This window comes from Cecembia calidifontis, from assembly GCF_004216715.1.
Classification (GTDB): Bacteria; Bacteroidota; Bacteroidia; order Cytophagales; family Cyclobacteriaceae; genus Cecembia_A; species Cecembia_A calidifontis.
The window spans coordinates 961,380-979,300 of sequence record NZ_SGXG01000001.1; the positions used below are offsets into that span (position 1 = coordinate 961,380).

17 protein-coding genes are annotated in these 17,921 nt (G+C 41.0%); 12 read left to right on the plus strand and 5 right to left on the minus strand.

From position 1 onward, the window contains the following. Window positions 1-211 precede the first annotated feature (211 nt). Entirely contained in the window at window positions 212-1,435 is a 1,224-nt protein-coding gene (gene gldJ, locus BC751_RS04070) for a gliding motility lipoprotein GldJ (protein ID WP_130274450.1), read from the minus strand. Window positions 1,436-1,617: 182 nt separating this feature from the next. Next, window positions 1,618-4,971, minus strand: coding sequence for a transcription-repair coupling factor (gene mfd / locus BC751_RS04075; protein WP_130274451.1), 3,354 nt, complete (start codon window positions 4,969-4,971; stop codon window positions 1,618-1,620). A 144-nt stretch (window positions 4,972-5,115) separates the two neighbouring features. Here mfd and BC751_RS04080 point away from each other — a divergent pair, with 144 nt between their 5' ends. Then, the gene (locus tag BC751_RS04080; RefSeq protein ID WP_130274452.1) at window positions 5,116-5,724 is read left to right on the plus strand and encodes a cytochrome c oxidase subunit 3; all 609 of its coding nucleotides are present in this window, start codon (window positions 5,116-5,118) and stop codon (window positions 5,722-5,724) included. A gap of 24 nt (window positions 5,725-5,748) precedes the next feature. Then, window positions 5,749-6,189, plus strand: coding sequence for an SRPBCC family protein (locus BC751_RS04085; RefSeq protein WP_130274453.1), 441 nt, complete (start codon window positions 5,749-5,751; stop codon window positions 6,187-6,189). Here the strand turns inward: BC751_RS04085 and BC751_RS04090 are convergent. Continuing rightward, window positions 6,182-6,652 carry a Fur family transcriptional regulator gene (locus BC751_RS04090; protein WP_130274454.1) on the minus strand — a complete coding sequence of 157 codons (471 nt, stop codon included), beginning with the start codon at window positions 6,650-6,652 and terminating at the stop codon, window positions 6,182-6,184. The genes BC751_RS04085 and BC751_RS04090 overlap by 8 nt on opposite strands. Before the next feature lie 209 nt (window positions 6,653-6,861). Here BC751_RS04090 and BC751_RS04095 point away from each other — a divergent pair, with 209 nt between their 5' ends. The 5 genes from BC751_RS04095 (at window position 6,862) to BC751_RS04115 (ending at window position 13,446) form a co-directional block, all read left to right on the plus strand. Further along, entirely contained in the window at window positions 6,862-8,118 is a 1,257-nt protein-coding gene (locus tag BC751_RS04095) for an aspartyl protease family protein (protein ID WP_130274455.1), read from the plus strand. A gap of 127 nt (window positions 8,119-8,245) precedes the next feature. Further along, complete coding sequence (locus BC751_RS04100) at window positions 8,246-11,542, plus strand: PAS domain S-box protein (RefSeq protein WP_130274456.1); 3,297 nt, start codon at window positions 8,246-8,248, stop codon at window positions 11,540-11,542. A gap of 49 nt (window positions 11,543-11,591) precedes the next feature. After that, window positions 11,592-12,182 carry a LemA family protein gene (locus BC751_RS04105; protein WP_130274457.1) on the plus strand — a complete coding sequence of 197 codons (591 nt, stop codon included), beginning with the start codon at window positions 11,592-11,594 and terminating at the stop codon, window positions 12,180-12,182. A 5-nt stretch (window positions 12,183-12,187) separates the two neighbouring features. Next, on the plus strand, window positions 12,188-12,622 hold the full coding sequence (locus BC751_RS04110; RefSeq protein ID WP_130274458.1) for a TPM domain-containing protein: 435 nt from the start codon (window positions 12,188-12,190) through the stop codon (window positions 12,620-12,622). Window positions 12,623-12,627: 5 nt separating this feature from the next. Next, a complete protein-coding gene (locus BC751_RS04115; RefSeq protein WP_130274459.1) occupies window positions 12,628-13,446 on the plus strand; it encodes a TPM domain-containing protein in 819 nt (272 codons plus the stop codon). Between the two features lie 4 nt (window positions 13,447-13,450). On the opposite strand, the gene BC751_RS04120 is transcribed toward BC751_RS04115, so the two are convergent. Both BC751_RS04120 and BC751_RS04125 read right to left on the minus strand, forming a co-directional pair. Continuing rightward, window positions 13,451-14,599 carry a glycoside hydrolase family 5 protein gene (locus BC751_RS04120; protein ID WP_130274460.1) on the minus strand — a complete coding sequence of 383 codons (1,149 nt, stop codon included), beginning with the start codon at window positions 14,597-14,599 and terminating at the stop codon, window positions 13,451-13,453. A 136-nt stretch (window positions 14,600-14,735) separates the two neighbouring features. Beyond that, window positions 14,736-15,428 (minus strand): ComF family protein, encoded by a 693-nt coding sequence (locus BC751_RS04125; protein WP_130274461.1) that lies wholly within the window; start codon window positions 15,426-15,428, stop codon window positions 14,736-14,738. Window positions 15,429-15,507: 79 nt separating this feature from the next. On the opposite strand from BC751_RS04125, the gene BC751_RS04130 reads away from it, so the two are divergent. From BC751_RS04130 to ybeY, 5 genes are read left to right on the plus strand one after another with little or no spacing between them, the layout of a single operon-like run. Next, window positions 15,508-15,864 (plus strand): carboxymuconolactone decarboxylase family protein, encoded by a 357-nt coding sequence (locus BC751_RS04130; protein WP_130274462.1) that lies wholly within the window; start codon window positions 15,508-15,510, stop codon window positions 15,862-15,864. After that, complete coding sequence (locus BC751_RS04135) at window positions 15,857-16,219, plus strand: hypothetical protein (RefSeq protein ID WP_130274463.1); 363 nt, start codon at window positions 15,857-15,859, stop codon at window positions 16,217-16,219. Before BC751_RS04130 ends, BC751_RS04135 begins: the two co-directional genes overlap by 8 nt. Window positions 16,220-16,254: 35 nt before the next feature. Further along, on the plus strand, window positions 16,255-17,019 hold the full coding sequence (locus BC751_RS04140) for an exodeoxyribonuclease III (RefSeq protein ID WP_130274464.1): 765 nt from the start codon (window positions 16,255-16,257) through the stop codon (window positions 17,017-17,019). Between the two features lie 39 nt (window positions 17,020-17,058). Further along, complete coding sequence (locus BC751_RS04145; protein WP_130274465.1) at window positions 17,059-17,457, plus strand: ATP-binding protein; 399 nt, start codon at window positions 17,059-17,061, stop codon at window positions 17,455-17,457. Window position 17,458: 1 nt separating this feature from the next. Beyond that, complete coding sequence (ybeY, locus tag BC751_RS04150) at window positions 17,459-17,881, plus strand: rRNA maturation RNase YbeY (protein WP_130274466.1); 423 nt, start codon at window positions 17,459-17,461, stop codon at window positions 17,879-17,881. The last annotated feature ends 40 nt before the right edge of the window (window positions 17,882-17,921 follow it).

The window sequence follows — 17,921 nt, forward strand, 5'->3', positions numbered from 1 at the left end:
GGGATATTTTCAAAATTCGACCTGACTTTTGGCTATTTGGTCTTAAAAACTGCTTAGTGGTCGCTTTATTAAGGAAGTAATACCAAAAAAGTAGAGAAAAACATCATTGTGGGCTTTATATTGAATCAATTTTTTAACCGCCAAGGAAGTAAAAAGCAATAAAAAAGGGACCCTTTCAGATCCCTATTCTTATATTGTTATCATTGGTTAATTACTTGCCTTGTTGCCCGATGGCAATCATTGCACATCTGAAACCAATGTGGTTGGTCGCTGAATCCTGATGCAGGAACCTTCTTGTACCTGGAGCCAACCAATAAGCCACATCTCTCCAGGATCCGCCTTTGTACACACGGAACTCGTCTGTGATCAAAGTAGTGGAATAGGTATCCGCTTCATCGAATATACCGTCTTTTCTCAATGGGTTCAGGTCATCAAAATCCTGATAAGAGAGAGGCCTATAGACGTCATTTACCCATTCGTTGACATTGCCGGACATGTTGTACAATCCGAAGTCATTTGGTGGATAATCATATACGTTGGTCGGGATGATATCCCCGTCATTGGAAATGGAACCAGAGATACCGGCATAATCACCTCTACCTCTTTTGAAGTTGGCCAAGAAATCCCCTTGTCTTCCTTTACGCTTGATGTTGTAGGGATTTCGTACACCTCTACCATCCCAAGGATAGATCCTGCCCTGCTCCTGATTCTCGTCCATATACTGCGTACCGATCATGGCTTTGGCAGCATATTCCCATTCAGCTTCTGAAGGCAGACGGTATTCAGGGAGAGAAACACCTCTTTCAATCAACTGATTCTTGTTCAGTGTAGAATCAATTTTGTTTTTTTCACGCATGAGCTGACTCACATACTCGGTCCTCCATTTGGCATAGGCTGTGGCTTGGGACCAAGTGACACCTACAACCGGATAAAAGTTAAATCCCGGGAATCTGTAATAGTAGGTATCATACACGTCATTGTAGGAAAGTGATCCTGCCCATACTTTTTCGGAAGGTTCCAACTTCAAAATGGAGTCGGCGCTCACTTTTTTCCTCATGTTAAAAATAAACTCCCTGTAGTCGTTATTGGAGATTTCAGTTTCATCCATGTAAAAAGAAGCGATAGTCACCGTTCTTTCGACATTGTCTCTGAAAGCCATAACGTCCTGCTCTTGGGAACCCAAAACGGCTCTACCACCCTGGATATACTTCAAGTTCGGGCCTACAATCTGCTTGGCTACTCGAGTTACCCTGAAGCTAGTGGTATCCTTGTCGTTAAAACTAAAAGCTGCCCCGGTTGTAGGACTTACTTTACCCGGCTTAGCCGCCGTTCTCCTACCGTAACCGGTCTGTTTGTTACAGGATGAAAGGATGGCTCCGCCAACAATCAGCAAAATAGCTGCGATCAATCCTAATTTTCCTTTTCCAAAAACCATTGAACAATACTGTTTTTTTGTGCAAGTTTAGAACGCTAATATATACGCATTCATATCTTTTTTCCAATAAAATTTTTTCCCGACCTTTTGACCAAAAAATCCTTTTTGGTCAATGGAAGCAGAATAATACAAATATGTCTTCAGGAAAAGCAATTATCGCGCCATTAATTTTTTTCAAAATTTTATGAATCTTTTATGTCCTGAAGCCATTTTTTAGCTGTTTGTATACTTTTTACCCCAGAAATGTTCAGAATGAGCCTCCCTTTAATCTCCTTGATTTTGCAGGATTTGGGCTGGGTTTGTATATAACGAAGAATCTTTCCAAAAGTATCTGACTTATAATAACTTTCTTTGGAGGAAGGTACAAAGTAACATTTCATGACTTCACTTTTGAGGGAAAGTTTCTCAAATCCTAGTTGCTCGGCCAGCCACCGAAGCCTCACCGTTTCAAAGAGATCATTGACAACATCGGGAACCGGACCAAACCTATCCTGAATGGAATTGGCAAATTGCTGCAGCTCCTCTTCTTTTTTGATATTGTCCAATTTGGAATAAAGATTCAAACGTTCAGAAATATTGGATACATATTTTTCAGGAATTAATAACTCAAAGTCTGTCTCGATCACACAATCCTGTACCAATACCTCAACTTTTTCTTTAAGATCCACTTCAAACAGTGCGACAAACTCATTTTCCTTGAGTTCCTGCACCGCTTCATCCAAAATTTTATGGTACATATCGAATCCCAGGTCCGTGATGAACCCACTTTGCTCTGCTCCCAGCAAATTGCCGGCACCCCTGATATCCAAATCCCGCATAGCCACTTTGAATCCGTCCCCCAAGTCCGAAAATTCCTCCAATGTCCGCAGTCTTTTTCTGGCTTCAGGCGTCAAACCTGAAGTAGGTGTTGTCAGCAGGTAACAAAAGGCCTTCTTATTGCTTCGTCCTACCCTTCCCCTCATCTGATGCAGGTCACTCAGCCCAAACATATGTGCCCTGTTGATGATAATGGTATTGGCGTTAGGGATATCGAGACCGGACTCAATGATATTGGTAGATACCAAGACATCATATTCCCCTTCGATAAACTTCACCATGATTTTTTCAAGTTTTTTGCCATCCATCTGTCCATGAGCTCCCGCTACCCTTGCATCAGGCACCAGGCGCATAATGAGGTTGGCAATGGAGTCGATTTCACCCACGCGGTTGTGCACAAAAAATACCTGCCCGCCCCTGCGAAGTTCAAAAGCAATAGCATCACGGATGATTTCCTCATTGAAAGTATGAATCTCTGTGGTGACAGGCTGTCTGTTGGGCGGAGGGGAGGCAATCACCGAAAGGTCCCTGGCCCCCATCAAAGAAAAATGGAGGGTGCGCGGAATCGGTGTAGCTGTCAGGGTAAGTACATCCACATTGACCTTGAGTTCCTTGAGCTGATCTTTGACTTTTACCCCAAACTTTTGTTCTTCATCAATGATCAAAAGGCCTAGGTCTTTGAATTTGATATCTTTGTTGACAATTCTATGTGTGCCGACCAAAATATCTATTTCGCCTGTGGAGACCTGTTTGGTAATTTCTTTGATTTCTTTAGCCGTACGGAAGCGGTTGATGTATTCCACTTTTACCGGAAAATCTTTCAATCTTTCCTTGAAAGTCTGATAATGCTGCATGGCCAAAATAGTGGTGGGAACCAATACGGCCACTTGCTTTCTGTCATTTAAGGCTTTGAAGGCCGCACGGATAGCAACTTCCGTCTTTCCAAATCCCACATCTCCACAGACCAAGCGGTCCATAGGATAGGGCTTTTCCATATCGCTTTTGACATCAGCCGTGGCAGAGGCCTGATCCGGAGTATCTTCAAAGACAAAGGAGCTTTCGAGCTCCACCTGTAGTACAGAATCCGGTGAGAAGGCAAAACCCGGGGCATTTCTCCGCTTAGCATAAAGGGATATCAGTTCCTTCGCTATGTCCTTGACTTTGCTTTTGACTTTTTTCTTTTTGTTTTCCCATTCGGGAGATCCCAATTTGGACATAGCAGGGGCTGTGCCTTCCTGTCCGGAATATTTGGAAATCTTGTGAAGGGAATGAATATTCACATAAAGCAGGTCATCATCACGGAACACCAAACGTACTGCTTCCTGCATTTTGCCTCCTACATCCACTTTTTCTAGTCCGGCAAAGCGGCCCACGCCATAATCCACATGGACTACAAAATCCCCGGGATTGAGGGTATTCAATTCCCTTAAAGTCAAAGCCTTGCTCTTGCTGGCTTTTTGTTTGGTTTTATAACGGTGAAACCTTTCAAAAATCTGGTGGTCTGTGTAACAGGCTAGCTCCAGGTTTTTATCCACAAATCCTTCCCTGAGACCGATCAACAAGGACTGGACCTTTAATGTAGGATCAAGCTCATGGAAAATATTCTCGAGCCTATTGATCTGTTTGTCACTTTCCGAACAGATGATATTCATCCTGCCTTTCTTTTCATTCTCGACCAGATTTTCTACCAAGAGTTCAAAATTTTTGTTGAAAGATGGTTGTGGCTGGGAATCAAACTGAAATGATTTTGCCTCTTTGAAATAGAATTTATGGCCAAATTCTATCTGTGGATAAGTTGAAATGATATTCAAAAATGTCTCGGAATTATCAAACAAATCCTTCGGCCTGATCAGGAGTTTTTCATTTTCTGTGCTTTTGACAATCTGGTAAAATTGTCTCTCTGCCTTCTGAAAGCTTTCATCCAAGCTATCGAGTGTGTAATGGTAATCTTTGAACCAGATATAGGTGCCTTCCGGCAAAAACTCCAAAAATGATTGCCTGACTTCCTGGAGCAATTTGGTCTGAACATTCGGGATGATGCTGATCTGCTCGATACTGTCCACTGAGAGCTGGGTTTCCGGATCAAAAGTCCTGATGCTTTCAATTTCTTTGCCAAAAAGTTCTAGCCGGAACGGCAGGTCATTGGCATAGGAAAAGATATCCACAATCCCGCCCCTTATTGAAAACTGACCGGCCTCATACACAAAATCCGTTTTTTCGAAATCATAGGTAGACAGGAGCTCGGCGATGAATTCCAGGTCCACTTTTTCTCCTACCTTGGCCTTGAAGGTATTGTCCTTAAGTGCCCTTTTGTTGATTACTTTTTCGTAAAGCGCTTCGGCATAACTCACCACAATCTCCAGCTTTTTTTCCCTTGCCAGGATCCTGTTAAGGATTTCAGCCCTCATCAGGATATTGGCATTTTCCACTTCATCGTATTGGTAGGGTCTTTTGTAAGAGGAGGGGAATAGCAAAATTTCCTGACCGGTCAGCAGTTCCTGAAGGTCATTGTTCAGATAGGCCGCTTCTTCCTTATCATGAGCGATGATCAGGTGATATCCTCCCAATGCTTTTACCACAGCGCTGAACATGACCATGTCCAAACTTCCCGAAAGTCCCTTGATCTGGAATTTTCTATGTCCAGCAGCCTGCAGGCTTTCGGTTAGGTTTTTGACAAAAGGGTCATTTGTGTAAAGTGATAAGAAATCGGATTTTTCCAAAATGTTTGATTGATGTGTTTTTCAGGCTGTAAATTTAGGAAAATGATTTTGTTTCCTTGTTTTAAATGAAATCATCAAATTGTTTCCAAAAATCCTGAACCTAGTCCATCTTAAAATGTTTACAGATTAAAGAATTTTCACTCCATGAAAAAAACCAAAACTACCTGGTTTCAGAAGATTGAAAAAATGCACCCTTACCAAACACTCATGTACCTGGGCATGTTGGGGAGTGGACTGATATTTTTGTTTATGACAGTTGCCTTTTTGGCTTCGGGTACGGGAAATATGGAGGGCTTGGGCTTCAAAATGCCAAAATCTTTTATCATCAGCACCTTGGTCATTCTGATCAGTGGATACACTGTTTCCAAAATGTTGCTTCACTTCAAAGAAGAGTCCCTGAATAAACTTAAAAACAGCCTTTTGAGTACTTTTTTATTGGGTGTCCTGTTTACGGCCCTTCAATTCTTGGGCTGGAGGGAACTGGGTACTATGGGGATAGATTTCAGGGGCCTGCCCAGTGGCAGTTTTCTATATGTTCTCAGTGGCATCCATATTTTCCATCTTATCGGGGCGATGATATTTGGGATAATCATGCTGGTCAAATACAACCGTACAGAAAAAGACGATATACAGCATCTCCTTTTACTGACCAATCCCTATGAAAAAATGAGGATCACACTTTTTACCACCTATTGGCATTTTATGGACCTGATATGGCTGCTGCTTTTTTTGATTTTTGTGCTGACATTTTAACCAACCCTTGTCTATTCAAAAAATATGAAAATAATCATTTCCACACCGGTTGAGCAGGATTACCTTACCGTAAAAGAAGGCTTCAATGAAAATCTTTTTCTTCAGCTCAGTCCTCCATTTCCTCCGGTACGATTGCTCCGTTTTGATGGTTCGGCTAAAGGTGACAGTGTCATTTTGGAATTGGATTTTTTGTTTTTTAAGCAAAAATGGATTTCAACAATTACAGATGACCAAACAGATGAAAAAGAATTCTATTTTATAGACGAAGGTGTGGAATTGCCTTTTTTCCTGAAAAAATGGAAGCACAAACACAGGATTATACGGGCCGGCAACCAAAGCATCATAAGGGACGAAATAGAATTTCAAGGCCCCTTTGGTTTGATGACCTTGCTCTTATATCCTGCCTTGTTCCTTCAGTTTTTGTACAGAAAACCGATCTACAAAAAAATATTCAGGATCAAATAATCCTCATGTTTTCGCAATCGGGGATTTTACAGTCGCCATACAAGACCAGGGAATGACTCGTAATGGAAGATTGGAATTCACTGCCCATGGCTTCTTTGATCAAATTGATGCGCTCGTCGGAAAATTCCCGGATTTTTCTGCATTGGTTGCAGACATGGTGGTCATGGTGTTTGTATGTCAAAGCCTGCTCATACAAAGCCACTTTATCTTTGAACTGATGTTTTACGGCAAGCCCACATTCTACCAAAAGGTCAAGGGTATTGTATATTGTGGCCCTGCTGATGGAATAGCCTTTGTTTCTCATCAACAAAAACAAGCCTTCCACATCTATATGCTCGTCCTGAGGCAAGGCATAGAGCTCATCTATTACGGAAAATCTTTCAGGTGTTTTTCTGCTTCCCTGTCTGGCCAGGAAATTTTCAAAAATCTTCTTCGCTTTTTCTACAACTGATTTTTCTGCCATGATTATCTGTATCAAAAATTAAATATGCAGGATTTTTAGATTTTTTCAAAAAATATGACCTGGCTTGGCTGATTTGGTGGATAATATTTACTTCAGACCAATATTTTTAAAAAACTGCCAACAAGAAGCCTCTTCTGGTAGTATAAGCAATATGTTACATTGTTTTTATTGCTATATTCCATAAATAAACCCGAAAAAAGCTTTCATTCATGGTCTTGAAGTCATTGACAGCTGGATTTATCTTCTCATTGTGTATTTTCCTGACCGCAGAAGGGCAGGTTCCGGGATTTTACATGAAAGAACCCAAGAAAAAAACTGAAGTTCCATTCTACGCCTCCAATAACCTCATCATTCTGCCTGTATCTATCAATAACGGCCCTGCTGTAAATTTTTTGATTGATACAGGGGTTAAGACGAATATTCTTTTCAGCAAAACCATCGGAGATCAATTGAACATGACCTATACCCGGAAGCTGGATCTGGTAGGAGCTGATGGGAGCACTGTGCTAACAGCTAATGTTTCTCCCAATAATCACCTGGACTTGGGAGTACTGGAGGGGGTGATGCAGACGGTCCTGGTATTGGATGATGATTTTTTTGAACTGGAAATGGTGATTGGTGTGCCTGTTTTTGGTGTCATCGGCTTTGAATTTTTTAAATACAATCCGGTAAAAGTGGACTATGATAAAAGTGTCATAACTTTTTACGAAACCGATGGCTTGAGATGGCGGCCTTTGGGTTTCAGAAAGACAAACATGAAAATTGAAAACAGTAAGCCTTATATTACAGGAAAAGTAAGGCAATTGGTTGGAGAGGACCTGGATGCAAAATTGCTCATTGATTTAGGGGCCAACCACGGACTGTTGCTCAACATGGAAACCTCGGAAAAGATCAAACTGCCCCCCAAATACATTGAAAGCGATTTGGGCAGATCCTTGGGAGGAGAGCTGTTCGGTTATGTGGGCAGGGTAAGATCGCTTAAATTTGGCGGTTTGAAATTCAATGATATCATCACCTCCTTCCCGGAGGAAACAGAATTCAGTTATGTGATCAAAGAAAGTGGGAGGCAAGGAAGCATAGGTTCTGAATTGCTAAGCAGGACAAAACTCATATTGGATTACCGGAAAAACCGGTTCTATTTCAAAAAAGGCTCCACCTTTTCCAATCCCTTTGAGTTTGACATGAGCGGCATCACCCCCAAAATGCTACCCACAGATGATAAAGTTTTTATTGTAGGGAATTTGAGGAAAAACTCCCCTGCCGAAGAAGCCGGTATCCAACAAAACGATGTATTTCTGGAAATCAACAAGATTCCTTCTGATTTTTGGGAATTGTCAGATTTGATCAAACTTTTCAGATCTGAAGAAGACCGGAGTATCAACCTGAAAATGAAGAGATACCGAAGCAATCAACTGGATGATTATGAGGTCATTGAGACAAGTTTTCTGTTGAAAAGACAGATTTAAAGCGGGTTTTCGAGCGGGAAAGAAGGCTATATTTTTAATTAAACATTTTGTTAGGATTCATTATATTTGGAAAGTAGAATTAAGGCCTTTACAGTTATTTTCGGTTTTTAATCAGGATGCTGCCCTTATGTCCAATTCTTCCATCCATCATTTTCAAAACATCCTGCTAACGCTCAAAAAGTATCAAGAGGGCAACTTTGAACTCTTGTATATTTCCTCGGAGATAAGAAATATCTTGCGAAAGGGGGATAAATTTTATGAAGAATCCTTCTTTAACTCAATCCTTCCTACCTTGCCCAAAAAGCTTTTTGACTTCTTTTTTCAAAGCCTTGGAACGGGGGATAAGATTATTTGTCCGATTGTACTAAAGGACGGGACTTTTCAGATGGTTCAGATTGAGGGGTATGTAATTTCGCAAGAGGACGCTTCTTATCTGATCAATGTGCTTATCACGCCTTTGAAATGGAAAAGCAATACCAGGTTTTCCTGGCTTATCAATCAAAACTCCGGACAGGTTTTTGAAGGGATCAGCGGAGAGCAGAGCATCAAAAACACGAAATCGCTGGAGGAATTTATTTCGGGGAAATTTGAATTCATAAAACCGCAGATTCTTAAAGATTTCTACCTCCGTGATGGGTCGGAAATGCTGCCGATTTACCCAGGGCATTTATACCTGTCCAAAAACTCACTCAATGATCACTATTGCCTGCTGGAAGTGATCTATTTAAGCACAGATTTCACCAAAGCAAAGAGATATAAGGAAGAGCTGCCTGATCTTATATACTTTGAGTTTGATGTAAACAAAAATAAAATGTCCCTTTCAGGCTCCCTTGAGGAAATCACTGGATATCCTACCGCTTTTTTTGAAAATATCACTGTGGAAAAATGGGAAAGTCTGGTGCATCCCGAAGACCTTCATAACTACAGGAACAACATCTTCAAAAATGGGAAAATCACCTACCGCATGCTCCATAAAAACGGGCATTACATTTTTGTGGAAGTGCAGATTTCCAAAATGGGGGAAAAAGAAGAGAGCTGGGTGGGGGTGATCTCAGACGTCACTACGCTTAAGGAAATAGAAAAAGACTTATTGGCCAAAAAATCGGTATTGGATCAGCTCACCGGAGTTGTGCCCGGTATGGTGTACCTGATGAAGGCATTTCCTGACTATAGTCATCAGTTTTTGTTTGTCAGCGAAGGATGTAGGGCACTCACCGAATTAGAACCTGAGCAGATAATCAAAAATGAGCAGAGCCTTGCTGATTTGATACATCAAGATGACCGGGAATCCTTGGCAGCGGCAGACAGGGAAGCTTACCTTCAGGATAAGAAATTCGAGGCCTATTTCAGACTCATTACCCCAAGTGGTAAAGAAAAATGGGTGTATGGGGCATCCAATCGTTTGAAGCAATATCAGAACGAATCCATTTGGGCAGGATTTTTTGTTGATTTTAGCTATACCAAGCAAAAAGAACTGGAATCTTCACTCAACTTGCAGTGGTACAAAACACTTTTTGAAGAAAATCCCCTTCCCATCTTCCAATACGACCACAAGGGAACTATCCTTGAAGTTAACCGAAGCTTTGTGGAAAAAATTGATGTCAAGGATAAGTCCCTTCTTATAGGAAAGAATTTGTTCGATTTCTTAGGGAACAATCCTATCAGAAAAGCTTATGAGGAAAGTTTGGTCAAAGGAGAAGCTTATTACGAAGGTCCTTATGTCAGTTATTTTAACAACAAACTTTTTCATTTGAGGATGACAGCCAAGACCCTGGACAGGGGAAAAACTTTTCAGGCCATTTTGGAAGACATCAGCGAACAGGAGTTTTTGCAGAGCATCATTTCCCAATTGACAGAAAAAACCTCCAGGTTAAGCGGAAAGGATTTTTTTGATGGACTCACAGAACTCTTGAGCCAAAAACTTCAGATGTCTTATTGTTTCATTGCAGAAATAGACCTCGAACTGGGCAAAGGGAAAGTTATTTCATATTCCAAAAATGGAAAAAAAGGCGAATCGTTTGTCTATGAACTTAAAAACAGTCCTTGCCTTGACTGCATGAGTAAAAATGAACCCCACATCATTTTGAGTGGGGCTAAATCCCTCTATCCAAAAGATAAAGCACTACAGGATAAGGACATTTCCTGCTACATCGGTGTTCCCATCACAGACCTGGATGGTACCAAATTAGGTATTTTGGTGTTTTTGGATGAAAATGACAGGCCGTATAATACCCATATGTCCAGCTTGCTCAAAGTATTGGCTGACAGGATAGGGGCTGAAATGGGCAGGATCAATTATGAAAAAAAACTGATAGCATCAGAACAACTTTTCAGAAGTATCGCGGAGAATTTTCCAAAAGGTACGGTAGAAGTGCTGGACAGAAACCTAAAATATGTCTATGCAGAAGGAAAAGAATTTCATGACAAAGGCATCAATCCTAAAGAGCTGATTGGAACAGCACATCTTTCCAAATATGGAAGTTATATTTCCAATAAGGTACGGAAGCATCTGGATAAGGTATTCCAGGGAGAATCCGTGATGTTTGAAGTGATCACAGATAAACAATTCTACCTGAAAAGTGGCGTTCCTCTTTTCAACAATCAAGGAGAAATTGATAGGATCCTATTGGTAACCCAAAATATCACGGAAACCAAATTGGCCGAGGAAGAGAGGGAGCAACTGATCAGGGACCTCAAATCACAAAATGAAGAATTGCAGCGCTTTGCTTACATCACCTCACATAACCTCCGGGCGCCCATTGTTAATATTTCCTCGCTTTTGGAGCTTTATGATGTTAACAATCCTGAAAATCCTGAAAATAAAGAGGTTATCGAAAATTTGAAAGTTTCTACCTCCATCCTCAACAGTACTTTGGAAGACCTGATTGAGGTAGTTTCTATCAAGAAGAATAAAATTCCAAAGGTGGAAAGGATAATTTTCAAGCAGTTGGTGGCCAATGTGGAAAAAAGCCTATCCAAGCAGATTGCGGATTCCCGGGCTGTGATACACAAGGATTTTTCCAAAGTTCCCGAAATCAACTATATCTATTCTCATTTGGAAAATTTCCTTATCAACCTGACTACCAATGCGATCAAGTACAAACATCCGGAAAGGAACCCGATAATTCATATCAGCACCCATCAGGAAAAGAATTTTGTTGTGCTTACTTTCCAAGACAATGGAATTGGAATCGACCTGGAACGCTATGGGGACAGGTTATTTGGTCTGTATCAAAGATTCCATTCTCATGTAGAAGGCAAGGGTCTAGGCCTGTATCTTGTCCGCGAACAAATAAGGGCGCATGATGGCAACCTTAAAGTAGAAAGTACCGTTGGAGAAGGCACTACATTCAAAATATACCTGAGGAACCTGATTTCCCCAATGGATAAAGTAAGCAATATACTCAAGGGGAATCCTACGTAAATATTTGAAACCATTTAATTTTGTAATAATAATCTAACACAACTCGGATATGAAAAAAGCACTAATTCCTATTTTGGTGATTGCCTTGATTGGACTTTTCATTTATGTAAAAGCCGTAGGCGTATACAACATGTTTGTTCAGAATGAAGAAAGGATCAATGGTAACTGGGCCGAAGTGGAAACGCAGTACCAGAGAAGGGCTGACTTGATACCCAATCTTGTCAATACCGTTAAAGGTTATGCCGATTTTGAACAGGAAACTTTAACCGGGGTAATTGAAGCCAGGGCAAAAGCAACTTCTATCAATTTGAGTGTTGAAGACCTAAGTCCGGAGAAAATTGCCCAATTCCAGCAGGCACAGGATCAATTGAGCGGTGCATTGAGCAGACTACTGGTAGCAGTGGAAAGGTATCCTGATCTCAAAGCCAATCAAAACTTCTTGGAACTACAGGCACAGCTGGAGGGAACAGAAAACCGCATTGCGGTAGCCAGAAGAAATTTCAATCAGTCTGTTCAGGAGTACAATTCTACTTTGAGGACTTTCCCTAACAATATTTTTGCGGGCTGGTACGGATTTGAAAGAAAAGGATACTTCGAAGCAGCTCAGGGAGCAGAAAATGCACCAACCGTTCAATTCTAATCGGAATGGCAGAAAGATTATTCTCAGAAGCAGACAGAAATAGAATCATTGAAGCCATACAAATGGCAGAAAAGGAAACTTCCGGGGAAATCCAGGTCCACATAGAAAACCATTGTGGTGAGGATGTAATGGATAGGGCAGCGGAAGTTTTTGAAATGCTTAAAATGCATAAAACCGAAGAAAGAAATGCCGTTTTGTTTTACCTGGCTGTAGAAGACCATCAGTTTGCTATTCTAGGGGACTGTGGGATCAACAGGATTGTTCCTGAGAATTTCTGGGAGCAAATCAAGGAAGAAATGTTGCATCATTTTAAAGCTTCTGCCTTTACAGAAGGACTGTGCAGGGGAATATATCTTTGCGGACAACAACTAAAAGCCCATTTTCCTTATAATGAAAGTGGGGATATCAATGAATTGCCAGACGAAATATCTTTTGGATAATCCCCATGTACTATAAATTCTTACTTTCCTTTCTGATCAGCTTTCTAATAACAACCGGGATTTGGGCACAGGGGGATTTCCCTCCTGCTCCAAATCCCCCTAGATTGGTGAATGATTTTACCAATACCTTGACTGACAATGAAAGAGATAGGTTGGAAAGAAAGCTGATAGCTTATAATGACTCCACTTCTTCCCAGGTGACCATTGTCATGATACGCTCTGTAGGTCCTTATGACATCAGTGATTATGCCTTTCAGCTGGGTGACAAATGGGGAATAGGCCAGAAAGACAGGGATAATGGTGTACTGATACTGGCAGCCATGGAAGACCGGAAGGTATTTATAGCGACAGGTTATGGCTTGGAAGGGGCTATTCCGGATATACTTGCCAAAAGAATAGTGGACCAATTAATTGTTCCCAATTTTAAAATGGGCAAATATTACGAAGGATTGGACAAAGCCACGGATATGATTTTCAAGTTGGCCTCCGGAGAGTATAAAGCAGATAAGGTTGCATCCTCCGGCGAGCATGGAGGAGCTTTGGTATTTTTCTTATTGTTTATTTTCCTATTTGTAGTACTTCCCTTGCTTAAAAACAAGAGAGACAATGATAACCATATGGGCGGTAAAGGAGGAGGAATCGACCTATGGACTACCATCATGCTTGCCAATATGCTGAAGGGAAGCAGTAAAGGAAAATATGGAGATTTCCGCTCTGGAAAAGGATCTTTTGGTGGATTTGGAGGCGGAGGTTTTGGAGGCGGAGGCTTCGGTGGATTTGGAGGGGGCTCTTTTGGCGGAGGAGGAGCCGGAGGAAGCTGGTAAGCCTTTAGGCATACTTCATCAGTAGGTTCAGGTATTTTCTGTCCAACTTTTGTCCGTACCAATCCTCATAATCCACATCGGTTCGGCCTGAGTTGAGGACTCCGAATGCTCCGGAAAATTCCCAAATGCCAAAACCGATTTTATTTTCACTTAGAAAATCCAGGACATCTTCAAACCAACGCAGGAAAACTGCATGGGGTGTTTTGCTGTAAGCACCGCACTCTCCACAGTGAACACCGACTCCTTTTTGGAGAAGTTCAATCCAAGGAGCATAATATTGTTCTATCATTTGCCTGCCATGGTATTGACCGTTGAATTCACCGGGCCAAATTGGATCCGGTAGTGAGTCAGGTTCTTTATACACCCAAGAGGCCTTATGGTGGGAAATGCTCATGGGATGGTATCCCCTACAACTCTGTCCAAGTTCCAAATCAGCAAGTTCAGGAACAGCGATTCCGCCTCCCCCGTTTCCATTGGCTATCACCAAGCGATGGGGATTGATGCCTTTGATGGTTTCCAAAGCAGATTTTGCCACCCGGTAATAATCTTCCACAGGAACAGGACCACCCGGTGAATGCTGATCATTGGGATCCTCCCGCATAAAAGGCTCATTGACCAGGTCAAAACTGAGTTTATCAGAGCTTATATGCTTATACCTTTTGGACCACATTTCCCAATGTGCACAAAAAGCATCCAAAGCATCTTGATCCTTCCAAAGGTTAAAGGGTTCTATGAATCCTGCATTGATGCAAAATCCAGGGGCTCGGTGAAGGTTAAGGCTCACGTGCAGACCATGACTATGGGCTAAGTACACCAGCCTATCAATCTGTTCAATTTTGGATTCATCAAAATTCAATACCTCAGATGCCAGAATAGGCCGGCTCCTGTCAAAATCCAGATAGACAGGATAAGAAATGGGAATCCTTACGAAATTGAAGCCCCAATCTGCTATCCAGGCCAAAAATTCGGGAGGGTTTTTCCTTCCCTTTTCCATATCAGGAGAAAAAAAGTCCAGTAGATTGAATCCTCTCCAGTATGGCAAGGCATTTTGAACAGGTTCAAGGTTCAGGCTTTTTGCAGCTAGAGGACCTGCAGCCAAACCTGCGGAAACCAAGGCGGTCTTTTTCAGAAATTCTCTTCTTGAAGGATTCATGAACCAAAGCATTTTATTTTGGGAACAATAAGATAAGTAATTCTCCTTATTCAAAAAAGCAGGGAACAAAAATCATTGAATCCGGTTTGTTTGATCGGGTTTTATGTTTGTGTTCAATTTTTTTGTTTACAATTTTTTAATTTTTTCCAGCTGCAAGGACAGCCAAATCCACTGTTTCCGCTTCACAGTTCCAAAGTACATTGGCACAGGTAGAAAGGGTCGCACCTGTGGTCATCACATCATCCACGAGCAAGACCCTTTTCCCCTTCAGCCTATGGCCGTCTTTGGTCCTGAAAACATCAGCTACATTGTCCAACCTTTGTAATCTGCTCTTCTTGGTCTGGGTTTCTGTGAAATGGATCCTTTCGAGGTCATTTCTAACGGGAATTTCAAGGGACTGCCCAAGCCCAATAGCAAACTGTTCGCTTTGGTTATACCCTCTTCTTTTTTGTTTGGCCGGATGAAGGGGAACAGGTGTAATTTGGTCCCAATCCTGGAAGCCGTGCTGTAGGAGTATTTGCCCATATATTTTACCCAATTCCACCCCGATTTCGGGCCGGTTCCTGTATTTGAGCTGGTGCAGGAGTTTTTGGCTTTCGCCTTTTTTGGTAAACCTCAAAAAGGCAAAAACCAGATTGGTTTTGGTCAGTCCAGTAATTTTTACAGATAAATCATTGTACTGGGGCCTAAGGTGATAATTGGCTACAGGCAGGTTGGCCGTACACCATCTGCAGAGTACATTTTCGAAGTCAAATAGGCTTCTTTTGCACAGGCAACAGGTTTTGGGAAAAACCAGCGATAAAAAATCTTCAAAAATCCGGAAACGCATTTTCAAAAAGGCTTGTTAGAACTGAATGACAGGAAAATACCTGCTATATTTGTAGGTTAAATTTAGATCTAAAAAATTAATGAATTTGATAGAAGAATTCAATACTTACCGAAGCCAAATGAATGAAAAAATCATGGCTTCTGACAACAAGGTGATCAAAAGGTTTTTTAACCTGGACACCAATACCTATGCAGAAGGAGCCTTGGATGTGAAGACCAAAGAAATGATAGGACTGGCCTGTTCCATGGTTTTGAGATGCGATGATTGTATCAAATACCACTTGGGGAAATCCTATGAAGCCGGGATGAACAGGGAGGAGGTATTTGAAGTATTTTCCATTGCTACCATAATCGGTGGATCCATTGTGATACCCCATTTAAGGAGGGCTGTTGAATATTGGGATTTACTCGAAAAAGAAGGAAACAAAAATGTTTAAAAAGGATCTGGACCTGGAAAAGCGTTGGGGCAAGTTACTTCTGGGAATAGAGGAACTGATAGGAAAAAAGCCAAATGACCTGAATGGAGTGCTTTTTCTGATAGGTGTTCAGGAACTGGGTCAGGGCAACAGGAATTTTTCCAAAGAGCAAAAACAGGATTTGATGCACATTGCGATTTGCAAAGTGCTGAGTTATGCGGGTTTTTACGAACTTGACTTTATCGATCAGGACGGATGGCCGCATTGGAAACTCCTGAAAAAATTACCCCATTTCGATATTCTGGAGCAGGAAAAGCTTCTGAAAATCCAGGTATTGGAATATTTCGAAAGAGAATTTGATATAGAAATCAAATAGACTAATTAAAACCAAAAGAAAAGCATCAAAAACAGATGAAAATCGTATCCTATAATGTCAATGGTATCAGGGCTGCACTGAACAAGGGATTAGCAGACTGGCTGAAGGAAACAGATCCGGATATCATTGGGCTGCAAGAAGTAAAAGCTTTGGAAAACCAGGTTGATAAGTCCATTTTTGAAGATATGGGTTATCATATTTATTGGTATCCAGCAGTCAAAAAGGGGTACAGTGGGGTAGCCATCCTCAGTAAAGAAAAACCCAAAAACGTGGCATATGGCATGGGTTTACCCATATATGATGATGAAGGGAGGATCATTCGAGCAGATTATGAAGACTTTTCATTTATTTCTGCGTATTTTCCCTCAGGAACGACAGGAGATGTCAGACAGGATTTCAAATATCAGTTTCTGGATGATATCTATGGATACAGTCAGGATTTGATCAAATCATATCCGAATCTCATTTTAAGTGGGGATTACAATATCTGTCATAAGCCTATCGATATCCATAATCCAATATCCAATAAAAACTCTTCCGGTTTTTTACCGGAGGAAAGGGCATGGATGGACAAGTTTACGGCTTCCGGATTCGATGACAGTTTTAGGATATTCAATCAGGAACCCCACCAATATACCTGGTGGAGTTATCGGGCAGGATCAAGATCAAAGAACCTAGGTTGGCGGATAGATTATCACATGAGCACCACACCTATGAAAGATAGGATTAAAAGTTCTGTGATATTTCCGGATGCACAACATTCGGACCATTGTCCTATAATGATAGAAATTGACAGTTAAAAAAGGAAAATTAAATAACCAATTATCCATAAAATTTTGATGAATTCTATTAAAATTTCTATACCTTCTCTGATAGAGAATATAAAGATCATAGAAAGCTTCATTGACAATGCCAGAGAAAAGTATGCCATCAATGATGATATCTATGGCAATATCATGATTTCTGTAACAGAATGTGTGACCAATGCCATTGTTCACGGCAACAAGCTGGATGGAAATAAAACCGTAGATCTGGAATTGCACCTGGATGAAAATCAGGTCCAGTTTGTCATCAAAGATGAAGGCTCTGGTTTTGACTATGAGCATTTGGCGGATCCCACAGCTCCAGAGAATCTGGAGAAAACAGGAGGAAGGGGAATTTTTATAATGCGCCACCTGACTGACGAAGTAAAGTTTGAAGATAGCGGAAGGATAGCGGTTTTAACATTTTACCTTTGATATGGCAATTTCTTTTTTCGAAGAAGACATAAAGTTCCCTCTCAAGGATAAAACCAAACACAAAAATTGGTTGAGAAAAATTGCAGCAAAGCAATCCTTAAAGATCGGGGATTTGAATTATGTCTTTTGTTCGGACGAATACCTGTATCAGATCAATGTAGAATACCTGAACCACAAAACCTATACAGACATCATCACCTTTGATAATTCAGAAGATGAAAAGACCATTGAAGGGGATATCTTTATCAGTATAGATAGGGTAAAGGAAAATGCAGAAAAAGAAAAGATTTCATTTGAAAAAGAACTCCTCCGTGTAATGAGTCATGGGCTACTACACCTAATGGGGTATAAGGATAAAAAAGAAGAAGATAAAAAAATCATGCAGAAAATGGAAGACGAATCCATTTCAGCATTTTATTCCTAATGTTCCACGTGGAACATTTAAATATACAACTTAAAAAAAT